Genomic DNA, 25,522 nt, shown 5'->3' on the forward strand with positions numbered 1-25,522 from the left:
CTCTCCCCACGAAAGCGATTCCATGCCGCAGAACCAATCCCGCATCGATCCCCAGTTCGAAGACCAAGGCGCGAAAAACCCGCTCGCTGTCCTGAAACGGGTCTACGGCTATTCCGCCTTCCGCGGAAAGCAGGCTGCCGTCGTTGAAAGGGTGGTGTCGGGCGGCGATGCCGTCGTCCTGTTTCCGACTGGTGCCGGGAAATCGCTCTGCTTCCAGATACCAGCCCTTTGCAGAGACGGCGTCGGCATCGTTGTCTCGCCGCTGATTGCGCTCATGCGCGATCAGGTGGAAGCGCTGAAACAGCTCGGCGTCAGGGCAGCCGCGCTCAACTCGTCGCTGACGCGCGAGGAATTCCTCGATGTCCGCCGGGCGATCGCGGGCGGCGATCTCGATCTTCTCTACGTGACGCCCGAACGCATCGTCACGCCGGCCTTCAAGGAGATGATCGGTACTGCGCGGATCGCCCTCTTCGCCATCGACGAAGCGCACTGCGTCTCCCAATGGGGTCATGATTTTCGCCCGGAATACCGGGAGTTGGGCCAGCTTGCCGAGCATTATCCCGGCGTGCCGCGCATGGCGCTGACGGCAACGGCCGATCCGCATACCCGCGAAGACATCATCGACAGGCTCGGCCTGCGCGGGGCTGAAGTCTTCACCACCTCGTTCGACCGCCCCAACATCGCCTATGAGATCGTCGAGCGCGACCAGCCGCGCCAGCAGCTCTTAAGGTTCCTGTCGCGCCACAAGGGCTCAAGCGGCATCGTCTATTGCCTGTCGCGCGCCAAGGTCGAGGATACGGCCGAATGGCTGAACGGGCAGGGCATCCGCTCGCTCGCCTATCATGCCGGCATGGACCGCACTGTCCGCGATGCCAATCAGGATGCGTTCCTGAAGGAGGAAGACCTCTGCCTCGTCGCCACCGTCGCCTTCGGCATGGGCATCGACAAGCCGGACGTGCGCTATGTCGCCCATCTTGACCTGCCGGGCTCGGTCGAGGCCTATTATCAGGAAACCGGCCGTGCCGGACGCGACGGCTTGGCCTCCGATGTCTGGATGGCCTATGGCATGGCGGATGTCATCCAGCGCGGCCGGATGATCGACGAGGGCGGCTCCACCGACGATATCAAGCGGGTCGAGCGCGCCAAGCTCAACGCGCTGCTTGCCATCTGCGAGACCCCGACCTGCCGAAGACAAGCCATCCTTGCCCATTTCGGCGAGGCCCATGGCGGCAATTGCGGCAATTGCGACACCTGCATCAAGCCCGTCGAGACCTGGGACGGCACGGATGCCGCCATCAAGGCTCTCGCCGCCATCTACCGCACCGGCGAACGCTTCGGCACCGGCCATCTGATCGACGTGCTCATCGGCAATATCAACGAGAAGACGACGCGCTTCGGCCATGCCGACATGCCGGTCTTCGGCGCCGGCAAGGATATCCCGTCGAAGACCTGGCAGTCGGTCTATCGGCAATTGCTCGCGGCGGGTTTCGTCAGCGTCGATCATGAGGCCTTCGGTGCCCTGAAACTGCAGGAGGAGGCCCGCGCCGTCTTCAAGCGCGAACGCGAAGTCCGCTTCCGCAAGGACCGCCCGACGACCGGCAAGGCGCAGCGCAACGGCAAATCCGCGGGCAGCACCGCTGCCCGGACGGATATGTCCGAGCGCGATCACCACCTCTTCCAGAAACTGCGGGCGCTGCGCGCCTCGATCGCCAAGGACATGAACGTCCCGCCCTACGTCATCTTTCCGGATACGACGCTGATGGCGCTCGCCAAGGAACGCCCGACAAGGGGCGACGACCTCCTCGGCATCCCCGGCATCGGCGCAACCAAGCGCGAGCGCTATGGCGACATCTTCCTCGAAGCGATCCGCAACGACGGCTGAGGCGTGTCGCCCAAAAGTGTTCTGCGGTTTTGGGATAACGACACGCGTCGCGGCGGATTCCCGTCTACATCCTGACCGTCATGCCGCCATCGACGGTCAGCACATGGCCGTTGACGAAGGAGGCGGCGTCGCTGGCGAGGAAGAGGGCCGCGCCGGCGATCTCGTCCGGCCGGCCCCAGCGCTCAACCGGGATGCGCTGGCGCACGAAGGGCATCAGATCCTCATCAGCCGCCATTGCCGCATTGGTCTCGGTGGCAAACCAGCCCGGCGCGATGGCATTGCTGGTGATGCCAAAGCGCCCGTATTCGACGGCCATCGCCCGCATCAGCCCGGTCAGCCCGTGTTTGGCGACGGGGTAGATGCCGTCGCCCGGCATCGCCACGTGTCCGTTGATCGAGGTGATCGAAATCAGCCTGCCGTGCCCCTGGCGCTTCATGATAGCGGCCGTGTCCCGCGACAGCGTCGTGGCGGCGATGAGATCGGTGCGGATCAGGTCGACGATCGCATCGTCATCGAACTCTGCCAGCGGCCGCCGGTCGCGGGCGCCGACATTGTTGACGAGGATGTCGAGCCGACCGTGACTGCGTTCGATGTCAGCGAGGGCGGCGCGCTGCGCTTGCCCGTCAGCGATGTCGAAGGCCGCGGTTTCCGCGCTGCCACCCGCAGCGCGGATCGTCTTCACCGCGTCTTCGAGCGTCGACGCCGTGCGGCCATTGATGACGACATGCGCCCCGGCCTCGGCGAGCGCCCGAGCGATCTCCAGTCCAAGCCCGCGCCCGCCGCCGGTCACAAGCGCCACCCGATTCTTCAAGGAAAATCTGTCGAATATGGTCATGACTCCCTCATCGCATTAAATACACGACCCATCGACACTAAAATAATGGACTCAGTCAAATAGTTTTTGTGGTGCCTCCGTCTCTTCGGAGCGGAAATGCGAGGGGGGCGTGTCTCCGGCCGGCATGCTCTTTTGAAACAGATTGTGTCGTGTCTGCACAAAGGTCGTCCGACCGGCCTGTCGCGTCAACGCCGCGCCCTGCCGCTGTCTTCTGCTGTCGCGCGCGCAGGAATATGATAGGTCTCCGTCACACTCGATCTCTCGTTTGGAAAGTGCAGTCATGACATCAGCGTTTATCCAGCATCTCTCGTCCGAACTCGAAGGCCTGAAATCCGCCGGTCTCTATAAATCCGAGCGGGTGATCACCTCCAAGCAGGCGGGCGAGATCGAGGTCGCATCGGGCGCCAAGGTCCTGAATTTCTGCGCCAACAACTATCTCGGCCTCGCCAACAACGAGGAACTCGCAGAAGCCGGCAAACGGGCGCTCGACCGCTACGGCTACGGCATGGCCTCCGTGCGCTTCATCTGCGGCACGCAGGAGGAGCACAAGCAGCTCGAAGCGCGCATCTCCTCGTTTCTCGGCATGGAGGACACGATCCTCTATTCCTCTTGCTTCGATGCCAATGGCGGCCTGTTCGAGACCCTGCTTGGCGAGGACGACGCGATCATCTCCGATGCGCTCAATCACGCTTCGATCATCGACGGCGTGCGCCTCTCCAAGGCTAGGCGCTTCCGCTACGCCAACAACGATATGGCCGCACTTGAAGAGGAACTGAAGAAGGCCGAGGGTTCGCGCTTCAAGCTGGTCGCCACCGACGGCGTCTTTTCGATGGACGGCATCATCGCCAATCTGGGAGGCGTGTGCGATCTCGCCGAGAAATACGGCGCCATGGTGATGGTCGATGACAGCCACGCCGTCGGCTTCGTCGGTAAGCATGGCCGCGGCTCGGCCGAATATTGCGGCGTCGAGGGCAGGGTCGATATCATCACCGGCACGCTCGGCAAGGCGCTCGGCGGTGCCTCGGGCGGCTATACCTCGGCGAAGAAAGAAGTCGTCGACTGGCTGCGCCAGCGCTCGCGCCCCTATCTGTTCTCCAACACGCTTGCCCCGGTCATCGCCAGCGCCTCGCTCAAGGTCTTCGATCTGATCGACAACGGCGACGCCCTGCGCGCGCGCCTCGAAGCCAACGCCGCGCTGTTCCGCGCCGAAATGGGCAAGCTTGGCTTCAAACTGGCCGGTGAAGGCCATCCGATCATCCCGGTCATGCTGGGCGATGCGACGCTGGCGCAGGAGATGGCGGCAAGGATGCTGGAAAAGGGCGTCTACGTCGTCGGCTTCTCCTTCCCCGTCGTCCCCAAGGGCCAGGCCCGCATCCGCACCCAGATGTCGGCGGCCCACAGCGAGGCGGATGTGCGCCGGGCGATCGCGGTGTTCGAGGAAGTCGGCAGGGAACTGGGCGTTATCGGGTAGTTCGGCGATTGCCGCGTTTACCCCCCCCTCTGTCGGCGACGCCGACATCTCCCCCTCAAGGGGGGAGATTGGCCGCGGGCTTTGTGCCCTTTTAGACTAGAGAGCTCAGGGGAAATAAATGATCTCCCCCTTGAGGGGGAGATGTCACGAAGTGACAGAGGGGGGTGAGGCGTCATTCTCCAAGGGTAACCATCTTCGAATCCAAGGAACCACCCATGACAAACATGATGAAGGCGCTCGTTAAAGCAAAACCGGAAGTCGGCCTCTGGATGGAGCATGTGCCGGTGCCGGAACCAGGCCCGAACGACGTGCTGATCAAGGTAAAGAAATCCGCCATCTGCGGCACCGACGTGCACATCTGGAACTGGGATCAGTGGGCGCAGAAGACCATTCCGGTGCCGATGGTCGTCGGTCATGAGTTCGTCGGCGAGATTGCCGAGATCGGCTCGGCGGTCACCAAGTACCATGTCGGCGAGCGGGTCTCGGGCGAGGGCCATATCGTTTGCGGCAAGTGCCGCAACTGCCGCGCGGGCAGGGGGCATCTCTGCCGCAACACGCTCGGCGTCGGCGTCCATCGTCCCGGCTCCTTCGGCGAGTTCGTCTGCATTCCGGAATACAATGTCGTGGCGATCCCCGACGAGGTTCCGGACGAGATCGCCGCGATCTTCGATCCCTTCGGCAACGCCGTGCACACCGCGCTCTCCTTCGATCTGGTCGGCGAGGATGTGCTGGTCACCGGCGCCGGCCCGATCGGCATCATGGGAGCCATGGTCGCCAAGCGCTCCGGCGCCCGCAAGGTCGTGATCACCGACATCAACCCGGTGCGGCTTGCACTCGCCGAAAAGGTCGGCATCGATTATGTCGTCGATGCCTCCAAGGAAAACCTGGCCGACGTGATGACCCGCATCGGCATGACCGAGGGTTTTGACGTCGGGCTCGAAATGTCCGGTGCAGCACCTGCCTTCAGGGACATGATCGACAAGATGAACAATGGCGGCAAGATCGCCATTCTCGGCATCGCGCCGACCGGCTTCGAGATCGACTGGAACAAGGTCATCTTCAAGATGCTCAACCTCAAGGGCATCTATGGCCGCGAGATGTTCGAGACCTGGTACAAGATGATCGCCTTCGTCCAGGGCGGGCTCGACCTCTCGCCGATCATCACCCACCGCATCGGCATCGACGATTTCCGCGATGGTTTCGAGGCGATGCGCTCGGGCAATTCCGGCAAGGTGGTGATGGACTGGTAGGATCTTGAAATCGCGTTCGGCTGCGTCATCTCCCGGAGCGGGATGAGGAAAAGTGCGATGTGAAGGCGGCTGTCGTTGGTTCAATTCGATCGGTTATCGCTCTGCGGAGATTCGCCGGACCCTTGTCTTTTTAGGAACAGCTCCTACATTTCCGGCATGGAACTGAATCTTTGAAGCGATGAGCTTGATTCAGCCTTTTTTGCCGTTTTGAACGGTTTTTCGCCGGAAATGCTTGACGGGACCGAAAATTGTGGGAATCACCATTTCTAATACAGTAGGTGAAATGGGCACGGCGGATACGATCATCATGCAAATGATGTCTAACCGGCGACGCTGTCGCAGCTGGCCGGTCTAACCTCGGTGTGACTATCGTGGTTAAGCAGGAATTAAAGGTCATCCCGTTACGTCAGGGGTAATGATTCGCGGTGGGGCGATTGACGCGCCCGAGCCTCGAAAAAGTTTTGCACCGCTCACGCGTTGAATGCTGTCCAAGGAAAGCGACGAATACATGGCAACCAAAGTCAAAGAGAACGAAGAAGCAGAAGGCGAACGCGAAGGCGCACCCGACGGCCCGCTTCTCGATCTCTCGGATGACGCGGTCAAGAAGATGATCAAGGCCGCCAAGAAGCGCGGCTACGTCACCATGGACGAACTGAATGAAGTTCTGCCGTCCGATCAGGTCGATCCCGACCGGATCGAGGACATCATGGCGATGCTCAACGAAATGGGCATCAATGTCGTCGAGGACGAGGAAACCGAAGAGGGCGCTGCGGCGGCCGAGGAGGAAGACGGCGAAGCCGACGCCGACAGCGAAGGCGGCGAACTTGCGCCGTCCGGCGGCACTGCCGTTGCGACGACGAAGAAAAAGGAACCGACCGATCGCACCGACGATCCGGTCCGCATGTACCTGCGCGAAATGGGCTCGGTCGAGCTTCTGTCGCGCGAGGGCGAAATCGCCATTGCCAAGCGCATCGAGGCTGGCCGCGAAACCATGATCGCCGGTCTCTGCGAGAGCCCGCTGACCTTCCAGGCGATCATCATCTGGCGCGACGAGCTCAACGAAGGCAACACGCTCTTGCGTGAGATCATCGATCTCGAAACCACCTATTCCGGTCCGGAAGCGAAGGCTGCCCCGCAGTTCCAGAGCCCGGAAAAGATCGAGGCCGATCGCAAGGCGGCCGAAGAGAAGGAAAAGAACCGCAGGCCGCGTGGTGGCGACGACGACATCACCAATGTCGGCGGCGAAGGCCTGCCGCCGGAGGAAGAGGAAGAGGACGACGACGAATCGAACCTCTCGCTCGCTGCCATGGAAGCGGAACTGCGCCCGCAGGTCATGGAAACCCTCGACATCATCGCCGAGACCTACAAGAAGCTCAGGAAGCTGCAGGACCAGCAGGTGGAAGCCCGTCTTGCCGCCACCGGCACGCTGTCGCCCGCCCAGGAGCGCCGCTACAAGGAGCTGAAGGACGAGCTGATCACGGCGGTCAAGTCGCTGTCGCTCAACCAGAACCGCGTCGACAGCCTCGTCGAGCAGCTTTACGACATCAACAAGCGCCTCGTGCAGAACGAAGGCCGCCTCTTGCGTCTGGCTGAATCCTACGGCGTCAAGCGTGACTCGTTCCTGGAGCAGTATTCCGGCGCCGAACTTGATCCGAACTGGATGAAGTCGATCGCCAATCTGGCGGCCAAGGGCTGGAAGGAATTCGCCAAGAACGAGAACACGATGATCCGCAACATCCGCGCCGAGATCCAGAATCTCGCCACGGAAACCGGCATCTCCATCTCCGAATTCCGCCGCATCGTGCACATGGTGCAGAAGGGCGAGCGCGAAGCGCGCATCGCAAAGAAGGAAATGGTCGAGGCAAACCTGCGCCTCGTCATCTCCATCGCCAAGAAATATACGAACCGCGGCCTGCAGTTCCTCGATCTGATCCAGGAAGGCAATATCGGCCTGATGAAGGCGGTCGACAAGTTCGAGTACCGTCGTGGCTACAAGTTCTCGACCTATGCGACCTGGTGGATCCGGCAGGCGATCACCCGCTCGATCGCCGACCAGGCGCGCACGATCCGTATTCCGGTGCACATGATCGAAACGATCAACAAGATCGTTCGTACATCGCGCCAGATGCTGCACGAGATCGGCCGCGAGCCGACGCCGGAGGAACTGGCCGAAAAGCTCGCCATGCCGCTCGAAAAGGTCCGCAAGGTCCTGAAGATCGCCAAGGAGCCGATCTCGCTCGAAACGCCGGTGGGTGACGAAGAGGATTCGCATCTCGGCGATTTCATCGAGGACAAGAACGCGCTGCTGCCGATCGACGCCGCCATCCAGGCGAACCTGCGCGAAACGACGACCCGCGTTCTCGCTTCGCTCACCCCGCGCGAAGAACGCGTGCTGCGCATGCGCTTCGGCATCGGCATGAACACCGACCACACGCTCGAAGAAGTCGGCCAGCAGTTCTCGGTCACCCGCGAACGTATCCGCCAGATCGAAGCCAAGGCGCTCAGGAAGCTCAAGCACCCGAGCCGCAGCCGCAAGCTGCGGAGCTTCCTGGACAGCTGAGTGCGGACGAAGGTCGATTGAAAAATTGAAGCCCGGTCAGCGAGAGCTGGTCGGGTTTTTTGTGGCCGGCAGGCTTATCGTGTTCGCGCCTCGTGGTCCGGTGGTTGTGCGCCGTGCGTCTAAGCGGACGCGTATTATGCAATGGGGCTTTGCCGCTCTGTTTTTAGCTCGCTGTGCCTCCTGATTGCCTCTACGCTTTCTTGTTCAGTTCGGCCGACAGGACTATACTTCGCAGCTTGCTAAAACCTCGAGCCTTTCATCGTACGCGTTCTGTTGAGTGAAATCGGCCGTCCGCTTTCTCGGATGGCCAGTCCGATGAGGGCGGGGCGGAGGCGTCAATCGCGGCGTCATCTTCAAGATTGTGCCGCATGGGAGGTGTGCTATGACCATGTACATCATGCTGATCAACTGGACGGAACAGGGTGTCAAGAATGTGCGCGAGTCGCCAAAACGTCTCGACGCGGCGAAGAAGTTGCTCGCCGACATGGGCGGCTCTTTCAAGGATTTCTATCTGACCATGGGCGAACATGACATGGTGGCGGTGTGCGAGGCGCCCGACGACGCGGTTGCCGCCCGTTTCGCTCTGTCCCTCGGTTCGGCCGGCAATGTGCGCACCCGCACGTTGAAGGCGTTCCCCGAGGCCGCCTATCGCGAGCTTATCAATTCGCTGGGCTAGGCACGTCGCCTGGATCCCGTCCGGACAAGACCACGATGACGAAGCCTTTGCCGGGTGAGGAGAACCATATGCCCGCGAAACCGATCAAAATCCCCGGTCCGGATCATCCGATCACCATCACGCGGAACCCGGGCCGCGTGGTGGTGAAGGCGGACGGAAAGACCGTTGCCGACAGCCGCAATGCCTTGACAATGCACGAATCCTCCTATCCGGCGGTGCAGTATATTCCGCGCGCCGATGTCGATATGAGGCTGCTCGAGCGGACCGATCACGCCAGCTATTGCCCCTACAAAGGCGATTGTTCCTATTTCAGCGTGCCCTCCGGCGGCGAGCGGCTGGTGAATGCCATCTGGTCCTACGAGGCGCCCTACGATGCGGTCAGCGCCATCAAGGATCATCTGGCCTTCTATGCCGGCCGGGTCGAGATATCCGAACACGAGGCTTGAGCGGGCAGGGCGACGTTGTACGTCGATGCGTTTCGCGCTCGCTAGGAACGCGTGAAGCCGCGTGGTACTGAACACCACGCCGGCCAGTCGGGCCGGCTGAATTTCGTCTTTCCATCTCCTGCCGGTCATGCTCCGGTCAGTATCCGGCCGTATCCACCAATTCATGCAGCAGAAACTGGAAAAACGGCGGGGAAGTTTTGGCGCGGGGCTTTTCGCCTCCGTCGCGCTGCATGTCGCCATCGCGGCGCTGCTCCTCTTCCGCCTGCCGCCTGCCGCGCCGGAGCCCCAGAAGGAAGAGATCGTCAAGGTCGAGATGGTGCCCGAACCCGAGAAGAAGCCCAAACCCGAGAAGAAACCGGAGCAGAAGCCGGAACCTCAGGCGAAGCCGCAGGCCGAACCAAGGCAGCAGGCCGAGATGAAGCCGGCGGAAAAACCGGTGACCCCGGCCAAGGCCGAGCAGCGCCCGGCGGAGAAGCAGGCCGAGACGCAGAAAAACCAGCCGCAGGCCTTCGAATCCGCCGTGAAAGAGGGCGGCAAGGAAGCGGGCGGCGACAGACCGGCGGAGCCGTCACTGAGGCCCGAAGTCGAGCCGCGCGCCGACCGCGCCACACCGCCGGTCGAAAGCAGAGTGACGGAGAAAGCTGAGGAGGAGATCCAAAAACCGGACGACACCTCCGATGAGACGCCGAAGGCTGCCAAACCGCCCGAACTCGATCTCCCCGAAACCGCGAATGCCAGCCAGCCCCTGAACGAAGGCGAGGCGGACATACGGACGGTGCCGAAGCCGGTGTCGAAACCCGAGCAAAAACCGACCGACGTCACGGTGGCAAACCGGGAACAATCCGCGTCGGCCGACAGCAAATCAGCCGATGCAAGGTCGCTGCTGCCGCCGTCCGATCTGCCGAAGGTCAAGGAATTGTTCACCGCCGACGCACTCTCGAACCCGCGGGCGCGTCAGGCGCTCGGCAAACTGCCGCCAAACCGGCGGATCGTACAGATTTGTAATTTTGAGGCCTTGGAGCAAATACGCCACGCACGGCCGGAAACCCTGCCTGAAGGTCTGGTTCCCTTTTCCGACGGCGGCGGCCTGATCTCCGGTCAGGTGTTGCGTGCCACCGGCGGAGCCTTTGTCAGCCGGCGGGTTTGGCGCGATATCGAGTTCGAATGTACCGTCGACGAGGAGTTTCGTAGCGTGACATCATTCCGCTTCGCGATCGGTAAGGTCGTTTCGGAGAGCGAGAGCAAGGCGCGGCAACTACCGAACGATTGACCCGCCGCCCCCCTCCAATCCGCTACTTATAGAACCCCTGGCGCAGATTGATGCCGTGCTCCAGCCAAACCTTCATGGCGCAGAGCGCCCCCGTCCAGCCTTCGCAATTGCCGTAGGATGCCTTGAGGGCGCCTTCCGTCTCGCGCCAGCCTTCCTCCGATATCGTCACCAGCGTCCGGTTGCCGTCGACCGGTTCGAAGGTCATCGTCACCGTCGTGTCGTAGCCGGCGCCCGCGTTGTCGGCCTCCATCCGGTTGGCCTCATTGGCAGCCCATTGCAGCACGATCTTCTTGTCCTTCACGACATCGACCACCTTCACCGGGAAGGCGCCGGGAAAATCGTGAAAATCCCATGTGACGGTGGCGCCGGTCTCGATCCGGCCCTTGGCGCCGCCGGTGGTGAAATAACGCGACAATTGCGCGGGGTCGATCACCGCCTCGAAAACCTCCGAGACCGGCTTGGCGATCCTGCCGGCGACCCTGAACTTCAGTTCCATGATCTTTCCTCCTGTTTTCTGCCTGATTTCTGCTTGTCCTCGGCCCCATTATGTTATAAAAATATAACATGTCAACCGACGATAAAAACGATAGAATCTTCAAGGCCTTGGCGGCCTCCAGCCGGCGCAGCATGCTCGATATGCTGAAGGATCATCCGCAGACGACGGGGGAATTGTGCACGCGGTTTCCAGCCCTTGATCGCTGCACGGTGATGCAGCATCTGAAGGTTCTGGAAGAGGCGGACCTCGTCATCGTCCGCCGCGAGGGCCGCGAGCGCTGGAACTATCTCAATCCGCTGCCGATCAAACAGATCCACGACCGCTGGATCGGCCCCTATGCCGCCCAGGCGGTGGACCTGCTCGGGCGGCTCAAAGGCGATCTGGAGGGGTGAGGCCGGTTACCGGCCCGCTGCCGCCTTCTCCAATCCGGCCACGTCGATCTTCACCATCCGCATCATCGCGTCGCGCACCCGCCCGGCCCGGGCGTGGTCCGGATCGCTCATCAGCTGCATCAGCGCATCGGGAATGATCTGCCAGCTGAGGCCGAAACGGTCGGTCAGCCAGCCGCATTGCTGCGCATGCCCGCCCTCGAGCAGCCGCTCCCAATAATAGTCCACCTCCGTTTGGTCGGTGCATTTGACGAAGAAGGAGACGGCCGGCGTGAAATGATAATGCGGCCCGCCGTTCAGCCCCATGAATTCCTGGCCTTCCAGTTCGAAGGCGGCGGTGAAGGTTTTGCCGTCCGGCCCGCGCTGGTGATAGGTCACCTTGGCATTTTTGAAAATCGACGTGTAGAACTCCAGCGCCTCGTCGAGCCGGTCGTCGAACCAGAGAAACGGCGTGATCTTTTGCATGCTCTTCTCCCTCCCTTTGAGCTATGTCCGGCGCGCCTTGGCTGAACCAGCGCAATCGCCGGTGTATGGTCTCAAGGTCCAGTCAACGCCCATTCACTCGAAAATGCCAGTCGAAAACGGCGGGTTCGTCTCTTGCTGTGTCAAAAGTTATATCGTAAGATATATCTATCGTTATGTCTTACGAAAGGAAATCCCATGCGCGGTCGACACGAAGGTTTCGGGGGGCGTCACGGGCATGATCGCCAGGAGCGTGAGCGCTCGGCTCACGAGCGCGGACGCCACGGCCATGGACGCTTCGAAGGCGGCTTTGCCTCGCCGGGCGGCTTTCGCGCCGGGCGCAAGCTCTCCTCCGGCGATCTGCAACTGCTGATCCTGGCCCTTCTCGCCCGCCAGCCGGCGCATGGATACGAGCTGATCCGCACGATCGAGGAACTGTCCGGCGGCTTCTATGTCCCGAGCCCCGGAATGATCTATCCGGCGCTCACCTACCTCGATGAAATCGGCCATGCGATGGCGCAGGCCGAGGGCAACAAGAAGCTCTTCAGCATCACCGATGCCGGCCGCGCGGCGCTCGAGGCCGACCGGGCAGGGGCAGACCGCATCCTGGAGGATCTCACCCGCATCGGCGCCAAGATGGATGCGGTGCGCGATGTCATCGAGGGACGGGGGCCGGCCTTTGGCGAGGATCCGGAAGCCCATGGCTACGATGCGCTGGAGATCGCCCGCCAGGCGATCAAGGCCGCCTTGTTCCACAAGCGGGGCTGTTCGCCGCAGGAGGCAGCCCGGCTGGCGGACATTCTTCGCCGGGCTGTCGAAGAGATCAATCGCGGTTAGCACCGCACCCGATAAAAGGATATCCCATGACCGAACGACACGCCGTCGCGCGCGTCCGCCACGAACTGCGCCGCCGCCTCCTGACCGTGAAAACGGCAGAGCGGCTGACCCCGAACATGGCGCGCGTCACCCTCACCGGCGATGACCTCGCCGGTTTCGTCAGCGCCGGCTATGACGATCACGTCAAGCTGTGCCTGCCCTTGGCCGGACAGCAGCTTCCCGTCTGGCCGGCCATCGGCCCGGACGCACTCGCTCTTCCCGAGGGAGCCGTCGCCTCGCCGATGCGCGATTTCACCCCGCGGCGTCATGATCCGGTGAGCGGTGAACTGGTGCTCGACTTTGCCATCCACGAGGCCGGTCCCGCCACCGAATGGGCCGTCGCCGCAAGACCCGGCTCCCGGCTCGGCATCGGCGGCCCGCGCGGCTCCTTCGTCGTCACCGATGATTTCGACTGGTATCTCCTGATCGGCGACGAGACGGCGCTGCCGGCAATCGGCCGGCGGCTGGAGGAACTGCGCCCCGGCGTCCTCGCCATCGTGATTGCCGCCGTTGCCGGAAGCGAGGAGGAACAGACCTTCGAAACCGAAACCGCGCTTGAAACCCATTGGCTCCATCGCCCGCTAAGCCAGGCAAGCGACCCCTCCGCACTGCTTGCCGCCGTCACCGGCCTGACCTTGCCGCAAGGCGACGGCTACATCTGGATCGCCGGCGAAAACGACACGGTCAAGCTGCTGCGCAAACATCTCGTCGAAGAGCGCGGCCACAACCGCACCTGGATCAAGGCCGCCGGCTACTGGCGCCGCGGCAGCGCCGGGTTTCACGAAAACCACAACGAGGGGTGAGGAGGCCCGCACCGCCGCGATCGACGGCGCGGGAACGCCAGCGTTCCCGCGCCGTCGTCGCCGCCGTGTCGTCCCATCGCGCGGATCATAATTCGCTGTTTTCCGCTTGCTCGTCAGCCAATGTGAGGCCATTCTCAGGTCGGCAAGGCGAGAGGTCAGGCCTTGCGGCGCACAATCTCGATCTCGGCGACATGGCGGAGGCCGAGCGCTATGTTGCCTTTGCGCAGGACGTTTGCGCCCAGTACGGGCTCGACCTCGAAGCGCTTGTCGTTCTGCCTTTTCTCGACGATCCCTGGGGCGAGGAGGTTGCCCATGTCCACGCTTACTGTCGACCATCCCTTACAACCGGGCGACCGAGTCCCGAACATTGTGCTGGATGCGATCTCACGCGAGGGGAAGATCGCACTTGATGATTTTCGCGGCCGCAGCCCGTTGCTGATCGGTTTGTTTCGAGGCCTGCATTGTCCGTTCTGCCGGCGTTATGTCGCGGCGATGGCACAACTCAACCCGGCCCTGCGCGAAAAAGGCGTCGAATCTCTGGCGGTGGTCAACACCCCGGTCGAGCGCGCGCGCCTCTATTTCCGTTACCATCCGATACCCGATCTTCTTGCCGCCTCCGATCCGGTGCGGGCTTCGCACCGCGCCTTCGGCTTGCCCATCATCGAGTTCACGCAGAATGACACCGACTGGCCATACAAGGTCGGGATGGACGAGGTCATGACCATGCGGGTCGATTGGCCGGAGGAGTTGCCTGGACCGATGGACCCGCCCACGGCAGGCGACCTTCTCAGCGAAAAGGACGGGTACGAAATCACGGAAGCCGACCAGCAGATGCGGATAGCCGGCCATATGCAGCTTGTCGGCCACTTCCTGCTCGATCGCGAAGGCGTCGTGCGCTGGAGTTTTACGGAAGTTGAAGATGAAGGCCGAAACGTCTGCCGGGCGCTCAATCCCGAAGAACTGATGTCGGCAGCTTCCCAAGTCGGATATTGATAGCGAAAACCGCGACCACTTACGCGGCGGCGGGCATAGCTGCTTGCGGCCGCTGTTCTGGTGCTCGGTGTTCGGTCGCGTCGGCGACTGCTCGTCGAGTACGTCTGACCGAGAAGCCTGCGTAAGCACGTGCCGTCAGGCACGCCGCATGTAACCCTTGAAGCTCAGGAAAGCGCCCAGCGTACCGATTATCAGCGCCGGCACGATGGTAGAGGCGCTGCCGCTATAGATGGTCGAACCCGTCGCAATTGCGACCTGCGGCAAGACGATGCGGATGATGCCACCGATTGTCATCAGCCAGCCCAGCACTGTGATGATCACGCGCCAGTCCATCTGCCATCTATTGTGCAGGTTGACGATTGCGAGGCCGGCAAGCAGCGACAGTAAACCGGACAGATAGAACAGGATGCCAAAGTGCAGCGCCTCCGCGATCATGCTCTCATACATGCCGAGATTGATCAGCATTCCGAGCGCGACCGCGACGAATGTCGGCCCCACGAGTCTGGCCAGAAATAACGATCGATCCAAGAGGCACCTCCGCCTCGCGCTGACCATCAATATGTGGGTGCAGGAGCCAGCGCGTCAAATGTGGTGAGCGCCGCCGCAGCGGAAACTTCGCTCGACCCTCCTTAAAATCCGCAGACCACCGGCTCGCGAACCTACTTCTGCCGCGCGTCTCCCTGGGTTCAACGTGCCGGGCCCAGAAGTGGATCGGCATCCGGCATCGGTGTGATGTCCCGTCGCAGCTTTGATTTAGCATCGGCCATTGGTTCAACGCCTGCCAATACATGCCGTCCCGCCGAAAGGGCGGTGATCCGATAAGCTAACCGAGTATACACCAGCTCCATTCCTGCGCGAGCCGTAAGAAAATACAAATTCTATGGCCCATGCCTCTCCTACTGCATAATTCCTTAAATCGGAATCGATATAAGGATAAAATTGTGCAGTATTTCAAAGTGTTACAGCGACCTTTGCTCGTCTGAAAAGACGCGCGGCGCGGTAGTACCGTCGATCTGAAATCCTCCCGGCGAGGAAGTGGAACGGGCGGCCGACGCCTCGTGGGCATAATTGACGAGGTCCGGATGTGGTGCAAGAGAGCCATGACGAGCTACCTTGGCGAGCGACCGCTTACCGCCCCATTTCAGTCGTTCTCTGACCCCCAAAAAATATCCCCGTTCATCCCCGCCTTCTGCGCCTGTGCCATACTCCTTTCGTCCCGCCATCGGATACACCGGAAAGCGTTGCCGGCGAGGCGGGATCGGTGCCCGGACGGTTTGGCGAAACGCGCGCGAAATCCCCGGGGCTGCGTGAAAGGCGGTTCTCCTCCGGTTCGAAAATGAACCGGGCGTGCCGGGCATGCCCCACCACGGGCGGTTCACCCCGCTGGACGGCTTTGCCGTCGAGGGGTCCAGGGCATGCCCCACCTATTGAAAGGCCTGGCGGATAAGCGGCCGGGCTGGGGCATTGGAGGCTTCTCCTCAAAAGGAGAAGCGCAGAAGAACCTGAGAAACGCGGCAAAAGACACCGAAGCGGGGCACATCGCGTGTCACCTTACTACTTTTACCTGAGGCACCCGATGTGCCCCGGCCGATCCCGCCGTGCTTCTGGCCGGCAAACTGAAGAAGATGTCAAGCCGCGGGCGAAAAACGCCGCGTGAACGAGAAGGTGTGTCCGCATGGAAGAGCAGACAAAAAAGGAAGAGCCGGTTCAGCGTAAAATCCTGTGGGGCAAGCAGATGCCGTTTCTGCAGTTCGTCGTGCTGTCGCGCATAGCCGTGAACAAGATGGAGATATCCCCCTTCTGCGGCTTGCGCCGCTGCGCCCGCAAGGGGCGCTGCGCCGGCAAGCTGATGCGGCGAAAAATCCCGCGGGTTCTCAGCAATAGCGACGATCTTACCGTCTGGCTGCCGCTTTGCATTGCCGGTGCCGACGATCAGTGGCTGGAGGGCTTCACCGCTTATTGGGAAGCTTGCCGCAACGAGTATTTCGAGCGCCCCATTCGTCCGCCGGAGGCTGAGCCCGAGATTCTGCCGCTGTGCGAGGAGTGGCCCCATGCCGATGCGTGCGAGCCGGAGACACTGCCGCCTTTTCTCTATCCCCTCGGTTGACGATCCGGCTTGCCGCGCCATTTCGCTTGGAATGGTCCCCTGTGGAGGAAACAGAAATGCCCTATGTCGATGGTTTCGTTCTCGCCGTCCCGAAGGACAATATCGAAGCCTACAAGGATATGGCCCGCACCGCCGGCGACGTCTGGAAGGAACATGGCGCGCTGTCCTTTGTCGAGTGCATCGGCGACGATGTGCCCTATGGCGAGCTCACCTCCTTCCCGCGCGCCGTCCAGGCGAAGGACGACGAGGTGGTGGTCTTTTCCTGGATCACCTATCCCTCGCGCGAGGCGCGCGATCAGATCAACGCCAAGGTCATGGCCGATCCGCGGCTTTCGCGCGACAAATGGACCATGCCCTTCGATGGCAAGCGCATGATCTACGGTGGCTTCAGGAGCTTCCTGGAGCTATGACAGCTGCCTGACGAACGAAAAACTGTGACCCTGCCTGACGAACGAAATGCGGGCAGGGCCCGGAAAAGGACGCCATGCCGCAGACGATCATCAGCCTGTCCACGCGTGGAGCCGGTCTCTACGAATTCACGAACGAGGCGCAGGCCTTCGTTCGCAAGGCGGGTCCGGAGGAGGGGCTATTGACCGTCTTCGTGCGCCACACCTCCTGTTCGCTCCTCATCCAGGAGAATGCCGACCCCGACGTCAGGCGTGATCTCGACCAGTTCTTCAAGCGCCTGGTTCCGCCCTCCGACGATCCGTCGATGCGCTGGATCATCCATACGGCGGAAGGACCGGACGACATGCCGGCCCATATCAAGGCGGCGCTGACGCAGGTGTCGATCGGCATTCCCGTCAGCGGCGGCCGCTTGACGCTCGGCACTTGGCAGGGGCTTTATTTGTTCGAACACCGCGACCGGCCGCATCGGCGCGAGATCGTTCTGCATCTCGGGCGGTGATCTTGGCTTTGTGCTGGACAAGCGGGCATCGACCGGTGCAGTCTTGGCGCTGCTTCTGTTTCACTTTCCATTCCCGGAACAAAATCAGGGCTTTGGTGTTATTTCCCGCCGGTTGCGCTTGGCAGCGCCGGTTCCACGTTAAGGGGGAAGTTCATTGACCGACGCGCAGACGATTGCCAGTCGCTTCATGGAAGCCCTGAACGAGCGGGATTTCGAAACGCTCGCCACTTTCCTCGATGAGGACGTGGCGCTCGATTCCATGACGGGACAGCGCACCATCGGCGCCGGCCCGCTGCGCATGAGCGTCATGAGTTATTTCCGGCATTTCGACGAAACCTTCAGCGATATGGTCATCATGCATGACGGCATGGGCCAGCGCGTCGCCATCGATGCAACCGCCCGTGGGCGCTACCGCGAAACCATGCCCGGTTTCCCTGCGGCCAGCGGCCAGTCCTATTCGATACCAAGCGTCTTCGTCTTCGAATTCGAAAACGGCGCCGTCACCCGGCTCAGCCACTACCGTAACATCCGGGTCTTCGAAAAAGCGCTCTCTCGCTAACCTCCACGCTCCTCTTCCCGCGATTCTTCCCTCAAACCGGCCGCCTGAACCGCCGATGAACGGCGGATTCTGGTTCCGTTCAGCCGCGCCGGCTTACCTTTCCCTCAATGCCCAGAAACGAAAACTACGGGCGGATGTCTGCAGTTTGCACCCAATACGGAGAAACACTCATGAGACAGATTTTTGCAAAACTGGCGCTCGCCGGCTTCATCGGTCTGACCGGTTTCGGCGCAACGGTTGCGCCGGCCAGCGCCGACACGCTGACTTTCGGTATCCATTCCGGCGGCGTCGTCGATGTTCACTACCGCGACCGCGACCGCGACCGTTATGGCGACGAGCGCGACTGGGAGGGTGATCGCCGGCACCGCCCGGGCCGGGGCCATGGTTGGGGTCACGAGCGCCGCGGCCGCTGCGCCCCTTGGCTCGCTGTCGACAAGGCGCGCTATTTCGGCCTGCGCCGCGCCTATGTCGCTGACGTCTCGTGGCGCCGGGTCGTCGTCGAAGGCCGTCGCCATGGCGACTACCGCCGGGTGGTGTTCGCCAATGTGCGCGGTTGCCCGATGATCGGCCGCTAACGGAAAATAGCCGCCCGACCTTGCGACCCGGCAAAGCAGGCCGGGATCGCAACGCCAAAATTCTTTCCGCCTTGTCTCCCCCGGCCGCCGGAAAGTCTCGCCCCTCGCGGTTCACCGCGGGGGCGTCTTTGTTTCGTGCCGGGCACTGGAGGAAATTTTCTTCGGAGGCGCACTTCATTTCCCTCACGACCGGCCCTGTGCCGGCAGTCCAGCCACGCGATGGACATCGCGTCAAGGAGCCTTCCGCGCCCAAGGACCTGGGCGCACTGGATACCCGCCACAAGGGACCACAAGGGCGGGCATGAGGGGAGAAAGGACGGATCCGCCTTTCGCATGCTTAAGCCCCAAACACCCTGCACCAAAAACAAAACCCCGCCGAAGCGGGGCCGAAGCGGGGTCAGTTTTTCCACGGCCGTTCGCGATCTGATATTATTGCTTGATCGCGAAGGTGACGTTGACGGTGACGTTGTAGCTGTTTTCGCCCGTCGCGATCGGCACGGCATCCGCGGCATATTCTTTTGCCATGGTGCGCATCATCGGCATCGGTTCGGGCCGGGATGAGTTCTCTGAAATCTCGACGATGCGGCCGAGCGAAACGCCGGCGGCCTCAGAAAGCACCTTTGCCTTCGATACGGCATCGGCCACCGCCTGCTTGCGGGCCTCGGTGATCGTCGCTTCCGGCTTGTCGTTGGTGAACTGGATCGAGCCGCCCTGGTTGACGCCGAGTGTCACCGACTGGTCGATGATCTCGCCGAGCTTGGCAAGATCGCGCACCTTGATGGTCAGCGAATTGGCGACCTGGTAGCCGGTGAGAACCGGCGGCCGGTTGCCGCCGTCATTGTTGTCCGGATACTGGTATTGCGGATTGACCGCAAAGCCCGAGGTCTGCAGGTCGCGCTCGGCGATGCCGCCGCTCTTCAGCGCGTTCAGCACGTCCGCCATCGCCTTGTTGTTGGCGTCGAGCGCCTCGCGGGCGGTTTTTGCATCCTTGACGACGCTGAACGACAGGATCGCCATGTCGGGGGCGGTCGCCGAGCGACCTTCGCCGAAAACGGTGATCACCGCTTCGCGCGGCGTGTTGTCCTGGGCGAAGGCAGCCGTGCCGGCGATACCCGCAAAGGCGGCCGCCAGAACGACAGTCTTGAGGCGGCGGGGGAAATAGGCTGAGGTCATGGAAGGGTTCTCTCCGGTTGTGTCTCGTCCCTGCCACCCTTCTTGATGATTGATTGTGTAGGGATTGCGGCGACGTCTTGTGGGAAAATCCGTTTTCCGCTAGAGCCAGTCCCATCCGCGGTCTGCCATTGGTCCGCGGGATACCGGATGCAACCGGGGCAGGGCCTGTAGCTCAATGGTTAGAGCCGGCGGCTCATAACCGCTTGGTTGGGGGTTCGAGTCCCTCCGGGCCCACCACTCCTATCTCGCGCATGATATTTCACGGCCCGCCGTGGCTCGATCCGGAATGCCACCTCGGGCCATCCGCATACGCGAAGTTCACCGAATGATCGTTTCGCCATGATAGCGGCGGCTTGGACGGCTTCGACACGCCAAAACCGACATCATCAGGCGCGGGAGTTTGCCGAACATCGATGACGCAGCGTTCCTTCGATAAAGTAGCGGGCTTGAGCCTGTCGCAAAAGTCCTTCGCGACAACCGGCGTTTCGCGTCCAAGATTTGCGACAGAGATCGGTGCAGGATTTCAGTCGGTCACGATGGACGTCGAAAAGTCAGGAATTTCGCGAAGCTCAAAGCTGCTTCTTTATGGTATTGGCGTTTGCAGAGCTTAACCGTCCGTGCCGCGCTGCTGGGCGATGGCCATGGCGAACACGCCATTTCCAACGCTCCAGTCCGAATAGTCGTTCTCATGCATGAAAATAAAAACGTCTTTGGGCGACACTGCTGCATTCGCTTCTAAATTGCTTGTAATGGCAGCATAGAGTGCGCGCTTCATTGCGTCGCTTCGTCCTCTGCGCATGGTGATCTCGACCACAATCAGATTGCCTGAACGGGCAATGCCGTTGAAGCTTCGGTCGAAAAAGAAATCTCCGTCCCGATATTCGGTCACGAGGTTGAACAATTCATCCTTTGGCATTCCGATGCCTTCGACCAGGGCATCGTGAATGCCCTGCACGATATTGTGCTTGCGGGTAGGTTCGGTTCCGGAGGGCAGGGCGGTTCTGACAAATGGCATGGTTCAACCTCATAAGTTGGATGATGATGCCATTTATCACAGAGGATCCACTGTATATATTGACATTCTAGCTCGTTCAATGTGACTCATGATCACATGAGAAACCGCAAAAACTTGCCTGTCGCAGCGATGCGTGCCTTTGAAGCTGCCGCTCGCCATGGCAAGCTTACGGCAGCAGCCGAAGAACTCGCCGTGACGCATGGTGCAATCAGTCGCCATGTCAGTCATCTTGAGGCGTTCATTGGTACGCCGCTTTTCGAAGGCGCTCGAAATCGCCCAACGCTGACGGCGGAAGGTCGCGTGTTCGGCTTTGCGCTGACAGCCGCGTTCGACCAGATCGAGGACGCGCTTCGGATTATAGCTAGGGGCGACGACAGCATCTTAGACGTGGCATGCCTGAGCACATTCGCGATGCGGTGGCTCATTCCGCGTCTTCACGACTTCACCGCGAAATATCCGCACTATGATGTGCGCATCGCGACCGATGATCGGCCACCGCGCACGCAGATCGATATTCAGATTTTGGTGGTCCCGCCGGATGCCCCGATCCTGGATAATTGTTCGCTTTTGTTTCGGGAGCAGTTGGGAATAATTGTTGCGCCATCCGTCGAGAAAGGAGAGCTCGATTGCGTTCGAGCCGATGTGGTCAAGTTGCCCCGACTCGAAACGCGAACGCGCCCTCACGTCTGGCGGGAATGGTCACGCCTTACGAGCGAGGATTGGCTGGATACAGCCCGTGCAACCAGAACTTTTGACCACTATCATCTCACCATTGAGGCCGCGCTGAGTGGTCTCGGTGCGGCGATAGCACCATGGCATCTGGTTGCGAGAGATGTGGCATGCGGGCGGTTGGTCGCGCCCTACGGGTTCCTAGATAGCGATTATCGATATGTTGTGAAGGTAGAGCGACCCGGGCGACGGAAGACCGAGCATTTTGTGGGATGGTTAAGGGAGGCGATCGCGGCATTTCCAGCGCCAACGCTTTGAGTGGTATCTATCCAAGGTTATCGCAATCCCGTCAGGATTCTTGTCAGTTCTAGTGCTTTTGATAGAAACCATGGGCATCCCGCGAGAATCCAGCCCGTGATGCCGGCGCCGTGTAAAACATATGTCCGCCCCGATAGAGCTTAAGCTCCACCCGGTTCGCGCCAAGATCCGGCGGCAGATGGTCGAGAACGTACTTGCTGAAACCGTAGGGTGTCAGCACGTCGCTGTATCCATGCGCCACCATCACCCGAAACTGGGGAATCACCGATAGGAGGTCGCGGATATCGGACACTGCGGTGGCGGTAATGCGGCTGTCGCCCCCCCGATCACCTTTCCATTCCCAGCGGCGGTTCACATCCTCGTTCAGCAGGGTGTAGGTCATATCGGTTTTGAAGGCGAGTTCATCACGGGCGTAAGCGGCAAAGGCAGCTCCGTAGGCCCGCGTATAGCCATCGAGCACCGGATCTTCGTTCTGGTCGGCGGCCGCTTCGGGATAGGCATCGACCACCGAATGTGCCGCGTCATAGGGGCTGACAACCCGGCGATCTCCCGCCGATTTCTTCTTGTAGGTGTCGCCGATGAAGCCGCGTGTTTGCCGGATTGCCTCCTGCGGGATACCCGTGAGTTCCGAGACGCGAGAGTAGAGCGCATCGGCTGGAGCTCCTTGGGGAGACGGACCTGCGAGCGAGGCGAGATAGTCGGTCATGGCAAAACGTTCGGCCTCCATCACGAGGTTCTGATCGAACTTATTTTTCCTCTCAAGCTCTGCAGCGGCAAGCGATGGCAAGCGCAGGGCAGCGGTGAGTGGATCGTCACTAGCGCTCCACAGAAACCGGCCCTCGATCATCGGTGAGACCATGACGATGCCTGAAACAAGCATTCCCTGGATTTCTTTAAGGGCAGAAGCGACCTTCACGGCGCGAAATCCGCCGTAACTTTCGCCAACGAGATATTTCGGAGAAGGCACGCGTCCGTTCTTCTGCGCGTAGAGGGCGATAACCTTGGCGAGGCTCTCGGCGTCCTTTCGAACCCCGTAGAAGCTTGTGGCAATATCGTTGCTGGCCGCACGGCTCCAGCCGGTCCCTACGGGATCGATCAGGACGAGATCGGTGAACGCCAGCCAGCTATCCGGATTGTCGTTGAGAGATGGCCGAGTGCCATCGTCCTGACCTTCCCCGAACTCAAGCGCGCGTGGACCGACCAGACCGAGATGAAGATAGGCCGAAGCAGCGCCTGGCCCGCCGTTGAACACGAAGGTGAGCGGGCGGTCGATAGGGCGATCCTTCGCGACGTAGGCCGTATAGTAGATTTTGGCGGAGCGTTCACCGTTCTGCCCTAACACGTCGAGGGTGCCTGCTGTCGCAGTATAGGGCAGCGTTTCAGTGCTGAGCTTCAGGCTATGCCGCGTGACAGAGTCCGGCGGAATGAGGCTGAAAATTCCGCCCGGTGCGATTTGCTCCGGCGACGGACGATCGTCCGGCCCCTGTGCCGACGCTGCCGCGACGAGAAGCGCGAACAACAGCGCGACGATTTGGGTAATGTGAAACACACGCAAGATCCAGCTCCTCCATGGTCGTGCCATGCAGAGGACTGTAATGCGGCCGGTACTGTCCGGAGAACTCAACTCATGTTGATCAGCAATAAGCCCGCCGCGTCTGGGCAGAGAAAATGGCGTCCTGCGGGACCAGGCAGTAAAGTGCTTCCAGTCGGTGGCATGGGCGCGTCTTGCGTCGCGTGTGGTTGAACTGGCAATTTCGATCTACTGCATAATTCCTTAGAGTCGGTCCGGAAAGTTATTCATTTTGAACAGAGCCTTCGCAGCATGAGGCGGATAGACGCCAGCTTGAGGAAGGCGAGCGCGTTGCGCGACAGATTTTCGAAATCCTTGGCCAGCCTGCGGCATCGACCCAGCCATGCGAACGTCCGTTCGACCACCCAGCGCCTCGGCAGAACCTCAAAACCCTTGGCGGTGTCGGAGCGCTTGACGATCGCGGTCGCAAGTCCTGGCATTGCCTTCTTTTGTCCCTTGGCGAAGACAGGCCCCTGATAGCCACCATCGGCGAACAGTTTCTTCAAGAACGGATAGCGCCCGAACAGCGTCTTCAGAACCAGCACGCCACCGTCGCGGTCCTGGATGTCGGCCGGATGAACCAGCGCATGCAGCAGAAGGCCTACCGTATCGACAAGGATATGGCGTTTCTTGCCTTTGATCTTTTTCCCCGCATCATACCCGCCCGGGTCAATGCAGCGCCCCCTTTTTCAGCGCCTTTGACGCTCTGGCTGTCCATGATTGCCGCCGTCGGACTGGCCTCGCGGCCCATCGCCTCACGGCATTTCACGTAGAGTTCCTCATGAATGCGGCCGAGCGTGCCGTCCCAGTTCCACAGGTCGAAATAGCTGAACAGCGTGCTCTTCGGCGGCAGGTCCTTCGGCACTGCCCGCCATTGGCAACCCGTGCTGAGAACATAAAGCAGGCCGTTGAGAACCTCCCGGACATCGACCTCACGCCTGCGACCGCCGTGCTTGGCAGGCGGAATCAAGGGTTCAGCCAGCGCCCATTCCGCATCCGTCAAATCGCTCGGATAGCGCAGACAATCTCGATTGTATTTCCCTCGGTTAGCCTTCGTCCACATCGCGTCCATGCCCTCATCGAATCAATTCAACTGCATGGAATCACAAACGATTCATATCATTCAACTTCTTTATGGACCGACACTTAAATCGGAATCGATTTAAGGAATTATGCAGCAGATCAAAGTGTTACAGCGTCCTTTGTGCGTCATGTTTGACGCGCGGCGCTGTAAGCGGCGCGCGGTGCGCGGTTCGAGTGGGCGGGAAGAGACCGTTCGGGCTCTGCTGACGGTCGGCCGGGACTCCAGCCCCGGAATGCAGATTTTGCACGCGGCAGGGGAGGGCTGTTCTTTGTCATGCGACCGCAATGTCCGTGCGAGAGAAATCGTCCCCCTTAAACAGCAGCGGCTCGCCACGGCTTGCAGCCAGCGCATAAGAAAAGCAGTCGCCATAGTTCAGGCCGGCCGGGTGGCGGCCCTTGCCGAATTTGCGCCAGGCCCGTCGAGCGACATCGACCTGTTCGACGTCAACGGGAACGATCTCCGCGCCGGCCTTGTACAGCCATAGATCCAATTCGGCGGCGCCTGCCTCACCGAGACGAGATTCGATGACCATGGCGAGCTCCAGCAGGGTTGCTGCGGAGAACAGGCGCAGTGGGTCGTCAACGATCTTTTGCTCGAGAGCTTCCGCTTCCGGCTCGCTAAGGACAATCGCGACAACGGCCGAGGTGTCGATGACCATCAGTTGGCAAGCCCATTCTCGTCATAGCCCAGGATCTCGTCGGCCGATCGATGGTCGAGAACGGGGAGGGCGGCAAAACGCCTGCGGCTGGCGGCGAGGTCTTCCAGGAGCGCATCACGACGCGCCATGTTTCCGAGACGCCGCAACCGGTCCTCGAGTGCGCGGCGGGTGGCCATGGTGATGGTTTCTCCGGTCTTTTCCGCGAGCGTCTTGGCGAGGCGTTCGGTTTCTGGATCTTTGATGCTGAGCGCCATGGTCGGTTCCTTAGTACCTATTTTGCCATATTCTACCTAGTTTCTGTGCGCTGACAAGCAGGCGGCATGCCGCGTGGCCTCATCTCATTGAGCAGAATGATGAGAAACGCCTCTTGGTCCGTCTGGGTATGCGGCGGTGGACCCGCAATTCGGCGCAGTGATCACTTCGATCACCGTGAAACTGCCTCGTCATGCGCGATATCTGTGAGCTGGAACCCAAAGAG

General features: G+C 61.1%; 27 protein-coding genes, 1 tRNA gene and 1 pseudogene. 18 read left to right on the plus strand and 11 right to left on the minus strand.

Annotated features, from left to right (window positions below):
* The first annotated feature begins 22 nt into the window (after nt 1–22).
* The gene (gene recQ / locus ACSQ3F_RS13155) at nt 23–1,882 is read left to right on the plus strand and encodes a DNA helicase RecQ (RefSeq protein ID WP_436100620.1); all 1,860 of its coding nucleotides are present in this window, start codon (nt 23–25) and stop codon (nt 1,880–1,882) included.
* A 64-nt stretch (nt 1,883–1,946) separates the two neighbouring features.
* Here recQ and ACSQ3F_RS13160 read toward each other — a convergent pair whose 3' ends face one another.
* Entirely contained in the window at nt 1,947–2,717 is a 771-nt protein-coding gene (locus ACSQ3F_RS13160) for an SDR family oxidoreductase (RefSeq protein WP_436100621.1), read from the minus strand.
* A gap of 280 nt (nt 2,718–2,997) precedes the next feature.
* Here ACSQ3F_RS13160 and ACSQ3F_RS13165 point away from each other — a divergent pair, with 280 nt between their 5' ends.
* The 6 genes from ACSQ3F_RS13165 to ACSQ3F_RS13190 all read left to right on the plus strand — a co-directional run bounded on the left by ACSQ3F_RS13165 (nt 2,998) and on the right by ACSQ3F_RS13190 (nt 10,390).
* Entirely contained in the window at nt 2,998–4,188 is a 1,191-nt protein-coding gene (locus ACSQ3F_RS13165) for a glycine C-acetyltransferase (RefSeq protein ID WP_436100622.1), read from the plus strand.
* A 215-nt stretch (nt 4,189–4,403) separates the two neighbouring features.
* Nucleotides 4,404–5,438, plus strand: coding sequence for an L-threonine 3-dehydrogenase (gene tdh / locus ACSQ3F_RS13170; RefSeq protein WP_436100623.1), 1,035 nt, complete (start codon nt 4,404–4,406; stop codon nt 5,436–5,438).
* Between the two features lie 508 nt (nt 5,439–5,946).
* Nucleotides 5,947–7,998 (plus strand): RNA polymerase sigma factor RpoD, encoded by a 2,052-nt coding sequence (gene rpoD / locus ACSQ3F_RS13175; protein WP_436100624.1) that lies wholly within the window; start codon nt 5,947–5,949, stop codon nt 7,996–7,998.
* A 382-nt stretch (nt 7,999–8,380) separates the two neighbouring features.
* Entirely contained in the window at nt 8,381–8,674 is a 294-nt protein-coding gene (locus tag ACSQ3F_RS13180; RefSeq protein WP_436100625.1) for a GYD domain-containing protein, read from the plus strand.
* A gap of 68 nt (nt 8,675–8,742) precedes the next feature.
* Nucleotides 8,743–9,120, plus strand: a complete 378-nt coding sequence (locus ACSQ3F_RS13185) for a DUF427 domain-containing protein (RefSeq protein WP_436100626.1) — start codon at nt 8,743–8,745, stop codon at nt 9,118–9,120.
* A 163-nt stretch (nt 9,121–9,283) separates the two neighbouring features.
* On the plus strand, nt 9,284–10,390 hold the full coding sequence (locus ACSQ3F_RS13190; RefSeq protein ID WP_436100627.1) for a DUF930 domain-containing protein: 1,107 nt from the start codon (nt 9,284–9,286) through the stop codon (nt 10,388–10,390).
* Between the two features lie 22 nt (nt 10,391–10,412).
* Here ACSQ3F_RS13190 and ACSQ3F_RS13195 read toward each other — a convergent pair whose 3' ends face one another.
* Complete coding sequence (locus ACSQ3F_RS13195) at nt 10,413–10,886, minus strand: SRPBCC domain-containing protein (protein WP_436100628.1); 474 nt, start codon at nt 10,884–10,886, stop codon at nt 10,413–10,415.
* 68 nt (nt 10,887–10,954) lie between these two features.
* On the opposite strand from ACSQ3F_RS13195, the gene ACSQ3F_RS13200 reads away from it, so the two are divergent.
* On the plus strand, nt 10,955–11,278 hold the full coding sequence (locus ACSQ3F_RS13200; protein ID WP_349435049.1) for an ArsR/SmtB family transcription factor: 324 nt from the start codon (nt 10,955–10,957) through the stop codon (nt 11,276–11,278).
* A gap of 6 nt (nt 11,279–11,284) precedes the next feature.
* Here the strand turns inward: ACSQ3F_RS13200 and ACSQ3F_RS13205 are convergent, their stop codons facing one another.
* A complete protein-coding gene (locus tag ACSQ3F_RS13205; RefSeq protein WP_436100629.1) occupies nt 11,285–11,740 on the minus strand; it encodes a VOC family protein in 456 nt (151 codons plus the stop codon).
* Between the two features lie 195 nt (nt 11,741–11,935).
* On the opposite strand from ACSQ3F_RS13205, the gene ACSQ3F_RS13210 reads away from it, so the two are divergent.
* Nucleotides 11,936–12,574: a PadR family transcriptional regulator gene (locus ACSQ3F_RS13210; protein ID WP_436100630.1), complete on the plus strand. Its 639-nt coding sequence runs from the start codon at nt 11,936–11,938 to the stop codon at nt 12,572–12,574.
* Nucleotides 12,575–12,600: 26 nt separating this feature from the next.
* On the plus strand, nt 12,601–13,416 hold the full coding sequence (locus ACSQ3F_RS13215; RefSeq protein ID WP_436100631.1) for a siderophore-interacting protein: 816 nt from the start codon (nt 12,601–12,603) through the stop codon (nt 13,414–13,416).
* 155 nt (nt 13,417–13,571) lie between these two features.
* Here the strand turns inward: ACSQ3F_RS13215 and ACSQ3F_RS13220 are convergent, their stop codons facing one another.
* Nucleotides 13,572–13,730, minus strand: coding sequence for a hypothetical protein (locus tag ACSQ3F_RS13220; RefSeq protein WP_436102213.1), 159 nt, complete (start codon nt 13,728–13,730; stop codon nt 13,572–13,574).
* Between ACSQ3F_RS13220 and ACSQ3F_RS13225 the strand changes: the two genes are divergently transcribed.
* A complete protein-coding gene (locus ACSQ3F_RS13225; RefSeq protein ID WP_436102143.1) occupies nt 13,729–14,409 on the plus strand; it encodes a redoxin family protein in 681 nt (226 codons plus the stop codon). The genes ACSQ3F_RS13220 and ACSQ3F_RS13225 overlap by 2 nt on opposite strands.
* Before the next feature lie 135 nt (nt 14,410–14,544).
* Here ACSQ3F_RS13225 and ACSQ3F_RS13230 read toward each other — a convergent pair whose 3' ends face one another.
* Nucleotides 14,545–14,907, minus strand: a complete 363-nt coding sequence (locus ACSQ3F_RS13230; protein ID WP_436100632.1) for a hypothetical protein — start codon at nt 14,905–14,907, stop codon at nt 14,545–14,547.
* A gap of 1,177 nt (nt 14,908–16,084) precedes the next feature.
* Between ACSQ3F_RS13230 and ACSQ3F_RS13235 the strand changes: the two genes are divergently transcribed.
* From ACSQ3F_RS13235 to ACSQ3F_RS13255, 5 genes are all read left to right on the plus strand, one after another.
* Entirely contained in the window at nt 16,085–16,516 is a 432-nt protein-coding gene (locus tag ACSQ3F_RS13235) for a hypothetical protein (RefSeq protein WP_436100633.1), read from the plus strand.
* Nucleotides 16,517–16,572: 56 nt separating this feature from the next.
* A complete protein-coding gene (locus ACSQ3F_RS13240; RefSeq protein ID WP_436100634.1) occupies nt 16,573–16,926 on the plus strand; it encodes a DUF1428 domain-containing protein in 354 nt (117 codons plus the stop codon).
* A gap of 74 nt (nt 16,927–17,000) precedes the next feature.
* Complete coding sequence (locus ACSQ3F_RS13245) at nt 17,001–17,423, plus strand: secondary thiamine-phosphate synthase enzyme YjbQ (RefSeq protein ID WP_436100635.1); 423 nt, start codon at nt 17,001–17,003, stop codon at nt 17,421–17,423.
* A 154-nt stretch (nt 17,424–17,577) separates the two neighbouring features.
* Nucleotides 17,578–17,982, plus strand: a complete 405-nt coding sequence (locus tag ACSQ3F_RS13250) for a ketosteroid isomerase-related protein (RefSeq protein ID WP_436100636.1) — start codon at nt 17,578–17,580, stop codon at nt 17,980–17,982.
* A gap of 170 nt (nt 17,983–18,152) precedes the next feature.
* Entirely contained in the window at nt 18,153–18,557 is a 405-nt protein-coding gene (locus ACSQ3F_RS13255; protein WP_436100637.1) for a hypothetical protein, read from the plus strand.
* A 429-nt stretch (nt 18,558–18,986) separates the two neighbouring features.
* Here the strand turns inward: ACSQ3F_RS13255 and ACSQ3F_RS13260 are convergent, their stop codons facing one another.
* Complete coding sequence (locus tag ACSQ3F_RS13260; protein ID WP_436100638.1) at nt 18,987–19,730, minus strand: SIMPL domain-containing protein; 744 nt, start codon at nt 19,728–19,730, stop codon at nt 18,987–18,989.
* Between the two features lie 161 nt (nt 19,731–19,891).
* On the opposite strand from ACSQ3F_RS13260, the gene ACSQ3F_RS13265 reads away from it, so the two are divergent.
* A tRNA-Ile gene (locus ACSQ3F_RS13265) sits at nt 19,892–19,967 on the plus strand.
* 370 nt (nt 19,968–20,337) lie between these two features.
* Here the strand turns inward: ACSQ3F_RS13265 and ACSQ3F_RS13270 are convergent.
* The gene (locus ACSQ3F_RS13270; protein ID WP_436100639.1) at nt 20,338–20,745 is read right to left on the minus strand and encodes a tautomerase family protein; all 408 of its coding nucleotides are present in this window, start codon (nt 20,743–20,745) and stop codon (nt 20,338–20,340) included.
* A 96-nt stretch (nt 20,746–20,841) separates the two neighbouring features.
* Between ACSQ3F_RS13270 and ACSQ3F_RS13275 the strand changes: the two genes are divergently transcribed.
* The gene (locus ACSQ3F_RS13275; protein WP_436100640.1) at nt 20,842–21,732 is read left to right on the plus strand and encodes a LysR family transcriptional regulator; all 891 of its coding nucleotides are present in this window, start codon (nt 20,842–20,844) and stop codon (nt 21,730–21,732) included.
* A 49-nt stretch (nt 21,733–21,781) separates the two neighbouring features.
* On the opposite strand, the gene ACSQ3F_RS13280 is transcribed toward ACSQ3F_RS13275, so the two are convergent.
* The 4 genes and pseudogenes from ACSQ3F_RS13280 to ACSQ3F_RS13295 all read right to left on the minus strand — a co-directional run bounded on the left by ACSQ3F_RS13280 (nt 21,782) and on the right by ACSQ3F_RS13295 (nt 25,298).
* A complete protein-coding gene (locus tag ACSQ3F_RS13280) occupies nt 21,782–23,314 on the minus strand; it encodes a S10 family peptidase (protein ID WP_436100641.1) in 1,533 nt (510 codons plus the stop codon).
* A gap of 215 nt (nt 23,315–23,529) precedes the next feature.
* A pseudogene (locus tag ACSQ3F_RS13285) lies at nt 23,530–24,374 on the minus strand (IS5 family transposase).
* 283 nt (nt 24,375–24,657) lie between these two features.
* A complete protein-coding gene (locus ACSQ3F_RS13290; RefSeq protein WP_436100642.1) occupies nt 24,658–25,044 on the minus strand; it encodes a type II toxin-antitoxin system VapC family toxin in 387 nt (128 codons plus the stop codon).
* Complete coding sequence (locus ACSQ3F_RS13295; protein ID WP_436100643.1) at nt 25,044–25,298, minus strand: type II toxin-antitoxin system VapB family antitoxin; 255 nt, start codon at nt 25,296–25,298, stop codon at nt 25,044–25,046. Before ACSQ3F_RS13295 ends, ACSQ3F_RS13290 begins: the two co-directional genes overlap by 1 nt.
* Nucleotides 25,299–25,522 lie beyond the last annotated feature (224 nt).

Origin of the sequence: Pararhizobium sp. LjRoot238 (genome assembly GCF_964252955.1) — a bacterium.
In the GTDB taxonomy this organism is placed as follows: domain Bacteria; phylum Pseudomonadota; class Alphaproteobacteria; order Rhizobiales; family Rhizobiaceae; genus Pararhizobium.

Coding starts and splice junctions, on each gene's coding strand:
- ACSQ3F_RS13200 (WP_349435049.1), top strand. CDS start 10,955: ATGTCAACCGACGATAAAAACGATAGAATCTTCAAGGCCTTGGCGGCC.
- ACSQ3F_RS13185 (WP_436100626.1), top strand. CDS start 8,743: ATGCCCGCGAAACCGATCAAAATCCCCGGTCCGGATCATCCGATCACC.
- ACSQ3F_RS13225 (WP_436102143.1), top strand. CDS start 13,729: ATGTCCACGCTTACTGTCGACCATCCCTTACAACCGGGCGACCGAGTC.
- ACSQ3F_RS13295 (WP_436100643.1), bottom strand. CDS start 25,298: ATGGCGCTCAGCATCAAAGATCCAGAAACCGAACGCCTCGCCAAGACG.
- ACSQ3F_RS13245 (WP_436100635.1), top strand. CDS start 17,001: ATGCCGCAGACGATCATCAGCCTGTCCACGCGTGGAGCCGGTCTCTAC.
- ACSQ3F_RS13260 (WP_436100638.1), bottom strand. CDS start 19,730: ATGACCTCAGCCTATTTCCCCCGCCGCCTCAAGACTGTCGTTCTGGCG.
- ACSQ3F_RS13280 (WP_436100641.1), bottom strand. CDS start 23,314: ATGGCACGACCATGGAGGAGCTGGATCTTGCGTGTGTTTCACATTACC.
- ACSQ3F_RS13240 (WP_436100634.1), top strand. CDS start 16,573: ATGCCCTATGTCGATGGTTTCGTTCTCGCCGTCCCGAAGGACAATATC.
- ACSQ3F_RS13195 (WP_436100628.1), bottom strand. CDS start 10,886: ATGGAACTGAAGTTCAGGGTCGCCGGCAGGATCGCCAAGCCGGTCTCG.
- ACSQ3F_RS13205 (WP_436100629.1), bottom strand. CDS start 11,740: ATGCAAAAGATCACGCCGTTTCTCTGGTTCGACGACCGGCTCGACGAG.
- ACSQ3F_RS13210 (WP_436100630.1), top strand. CDS start 11,936: ATGCGCGGTCGACACGAAGGTTTCGGGGGGCGTCACGGGCATGATCGC.
- ACSQ3F_RS13160 (WP_436100621.1), bottom strand. CDS start 2,717: ATGACCATATTCGACAGATTTTCCTTGAAGAATCGGGTGGCGCTTGTG.
- ACSQ3F_RS13190 (WP_436100627.1), top strand. CDS start 9,284: ATGCAGCAGAAACTGGAAAAACGGCGGGGAAGTTTTGGCGCGGGGCTT.
- ACSQ3F_RS13165 (WP_436100622.1), top strand. CDS start 2,998: ATGACATCAGCGTTTATCCAGCATCTCTCGTCCGAACTCGAAGGCCTG.
- rpoD (WP_436100624.1), top strand. CDS start 5,947: ATGGCAACCAAAGTCAAAGAGAACGAAGAAGCAGAAGGCGAACGCGAA.
- tdh (WP_436100623.1), top strand. CDS start 4,404: ATGACAAACATGATGAAGGCGCTCGTTAAAGCAAAACCGGAAGTCGGC.
- ACSQ3F_RS13255 (WP_436100637.1), top strand. CDS start 18,153: ATGAGACAGATTTTTGCAAAACTGGCGCTCGCCGGCTTCATCGGTCTG.
- ACSQ3F_RS13275 (WP_436100640.1), top strand. CDS start 20,842: ATGAGAAACCGCAAAAACTTGCCTGTCGCAGCGATGCGTGCCTTTGAA.
- ACSQ3F_RS13235 (WP_436100633.1), top strand. CDS start 16,085: ATGGAAGAGCAGACAAAAAAGGAAGAGCCGGTTCAGCGTAAAATCCTG.
- ACSQ3F_RS13180 (WP_436100625.1), top strand. CDS start 8,381: ATGACCATGTACATCATGCTGATCAACTGGACGGAACAGGGTGTCAAG.
- ACSQ3F_RS13270 (WP_436100639.1), bottom strand. CDS start 20,745: ATGCCATTTGTCAGAACCGCCCTGCCCTCCGGAACCGAACCTACCCGC.
- ACSQ3F_RS13215 (WP_436100631.1), top strand. CDS start 12,601: ATGACCGAACGACACGCCGTCGCGCGCGTCCGCCACGAACTGCGCCGC.
- ACSQ3F_RS13220 (WP_436102213.1), bottom strand. CDS start 13,730: ATGGGCAACCTCCTCGCCCCAGGGATCGTCGAGAAAAGGCAGAACGAC.
- recQ (WP_436100620.1), top strand. CDS start 23: ATGCCGCAGAACCAATCCCGCATCGATCCCCAGTTCGAAGACCAAGGC.
- ACSQ3F_RS13290 (WP_436100642.1), bottom strand. CDS start 25,044: ATGGTCATCGACACCTCGGCCGTTGTCGCGATTGTCCTTAGCGAGCCG.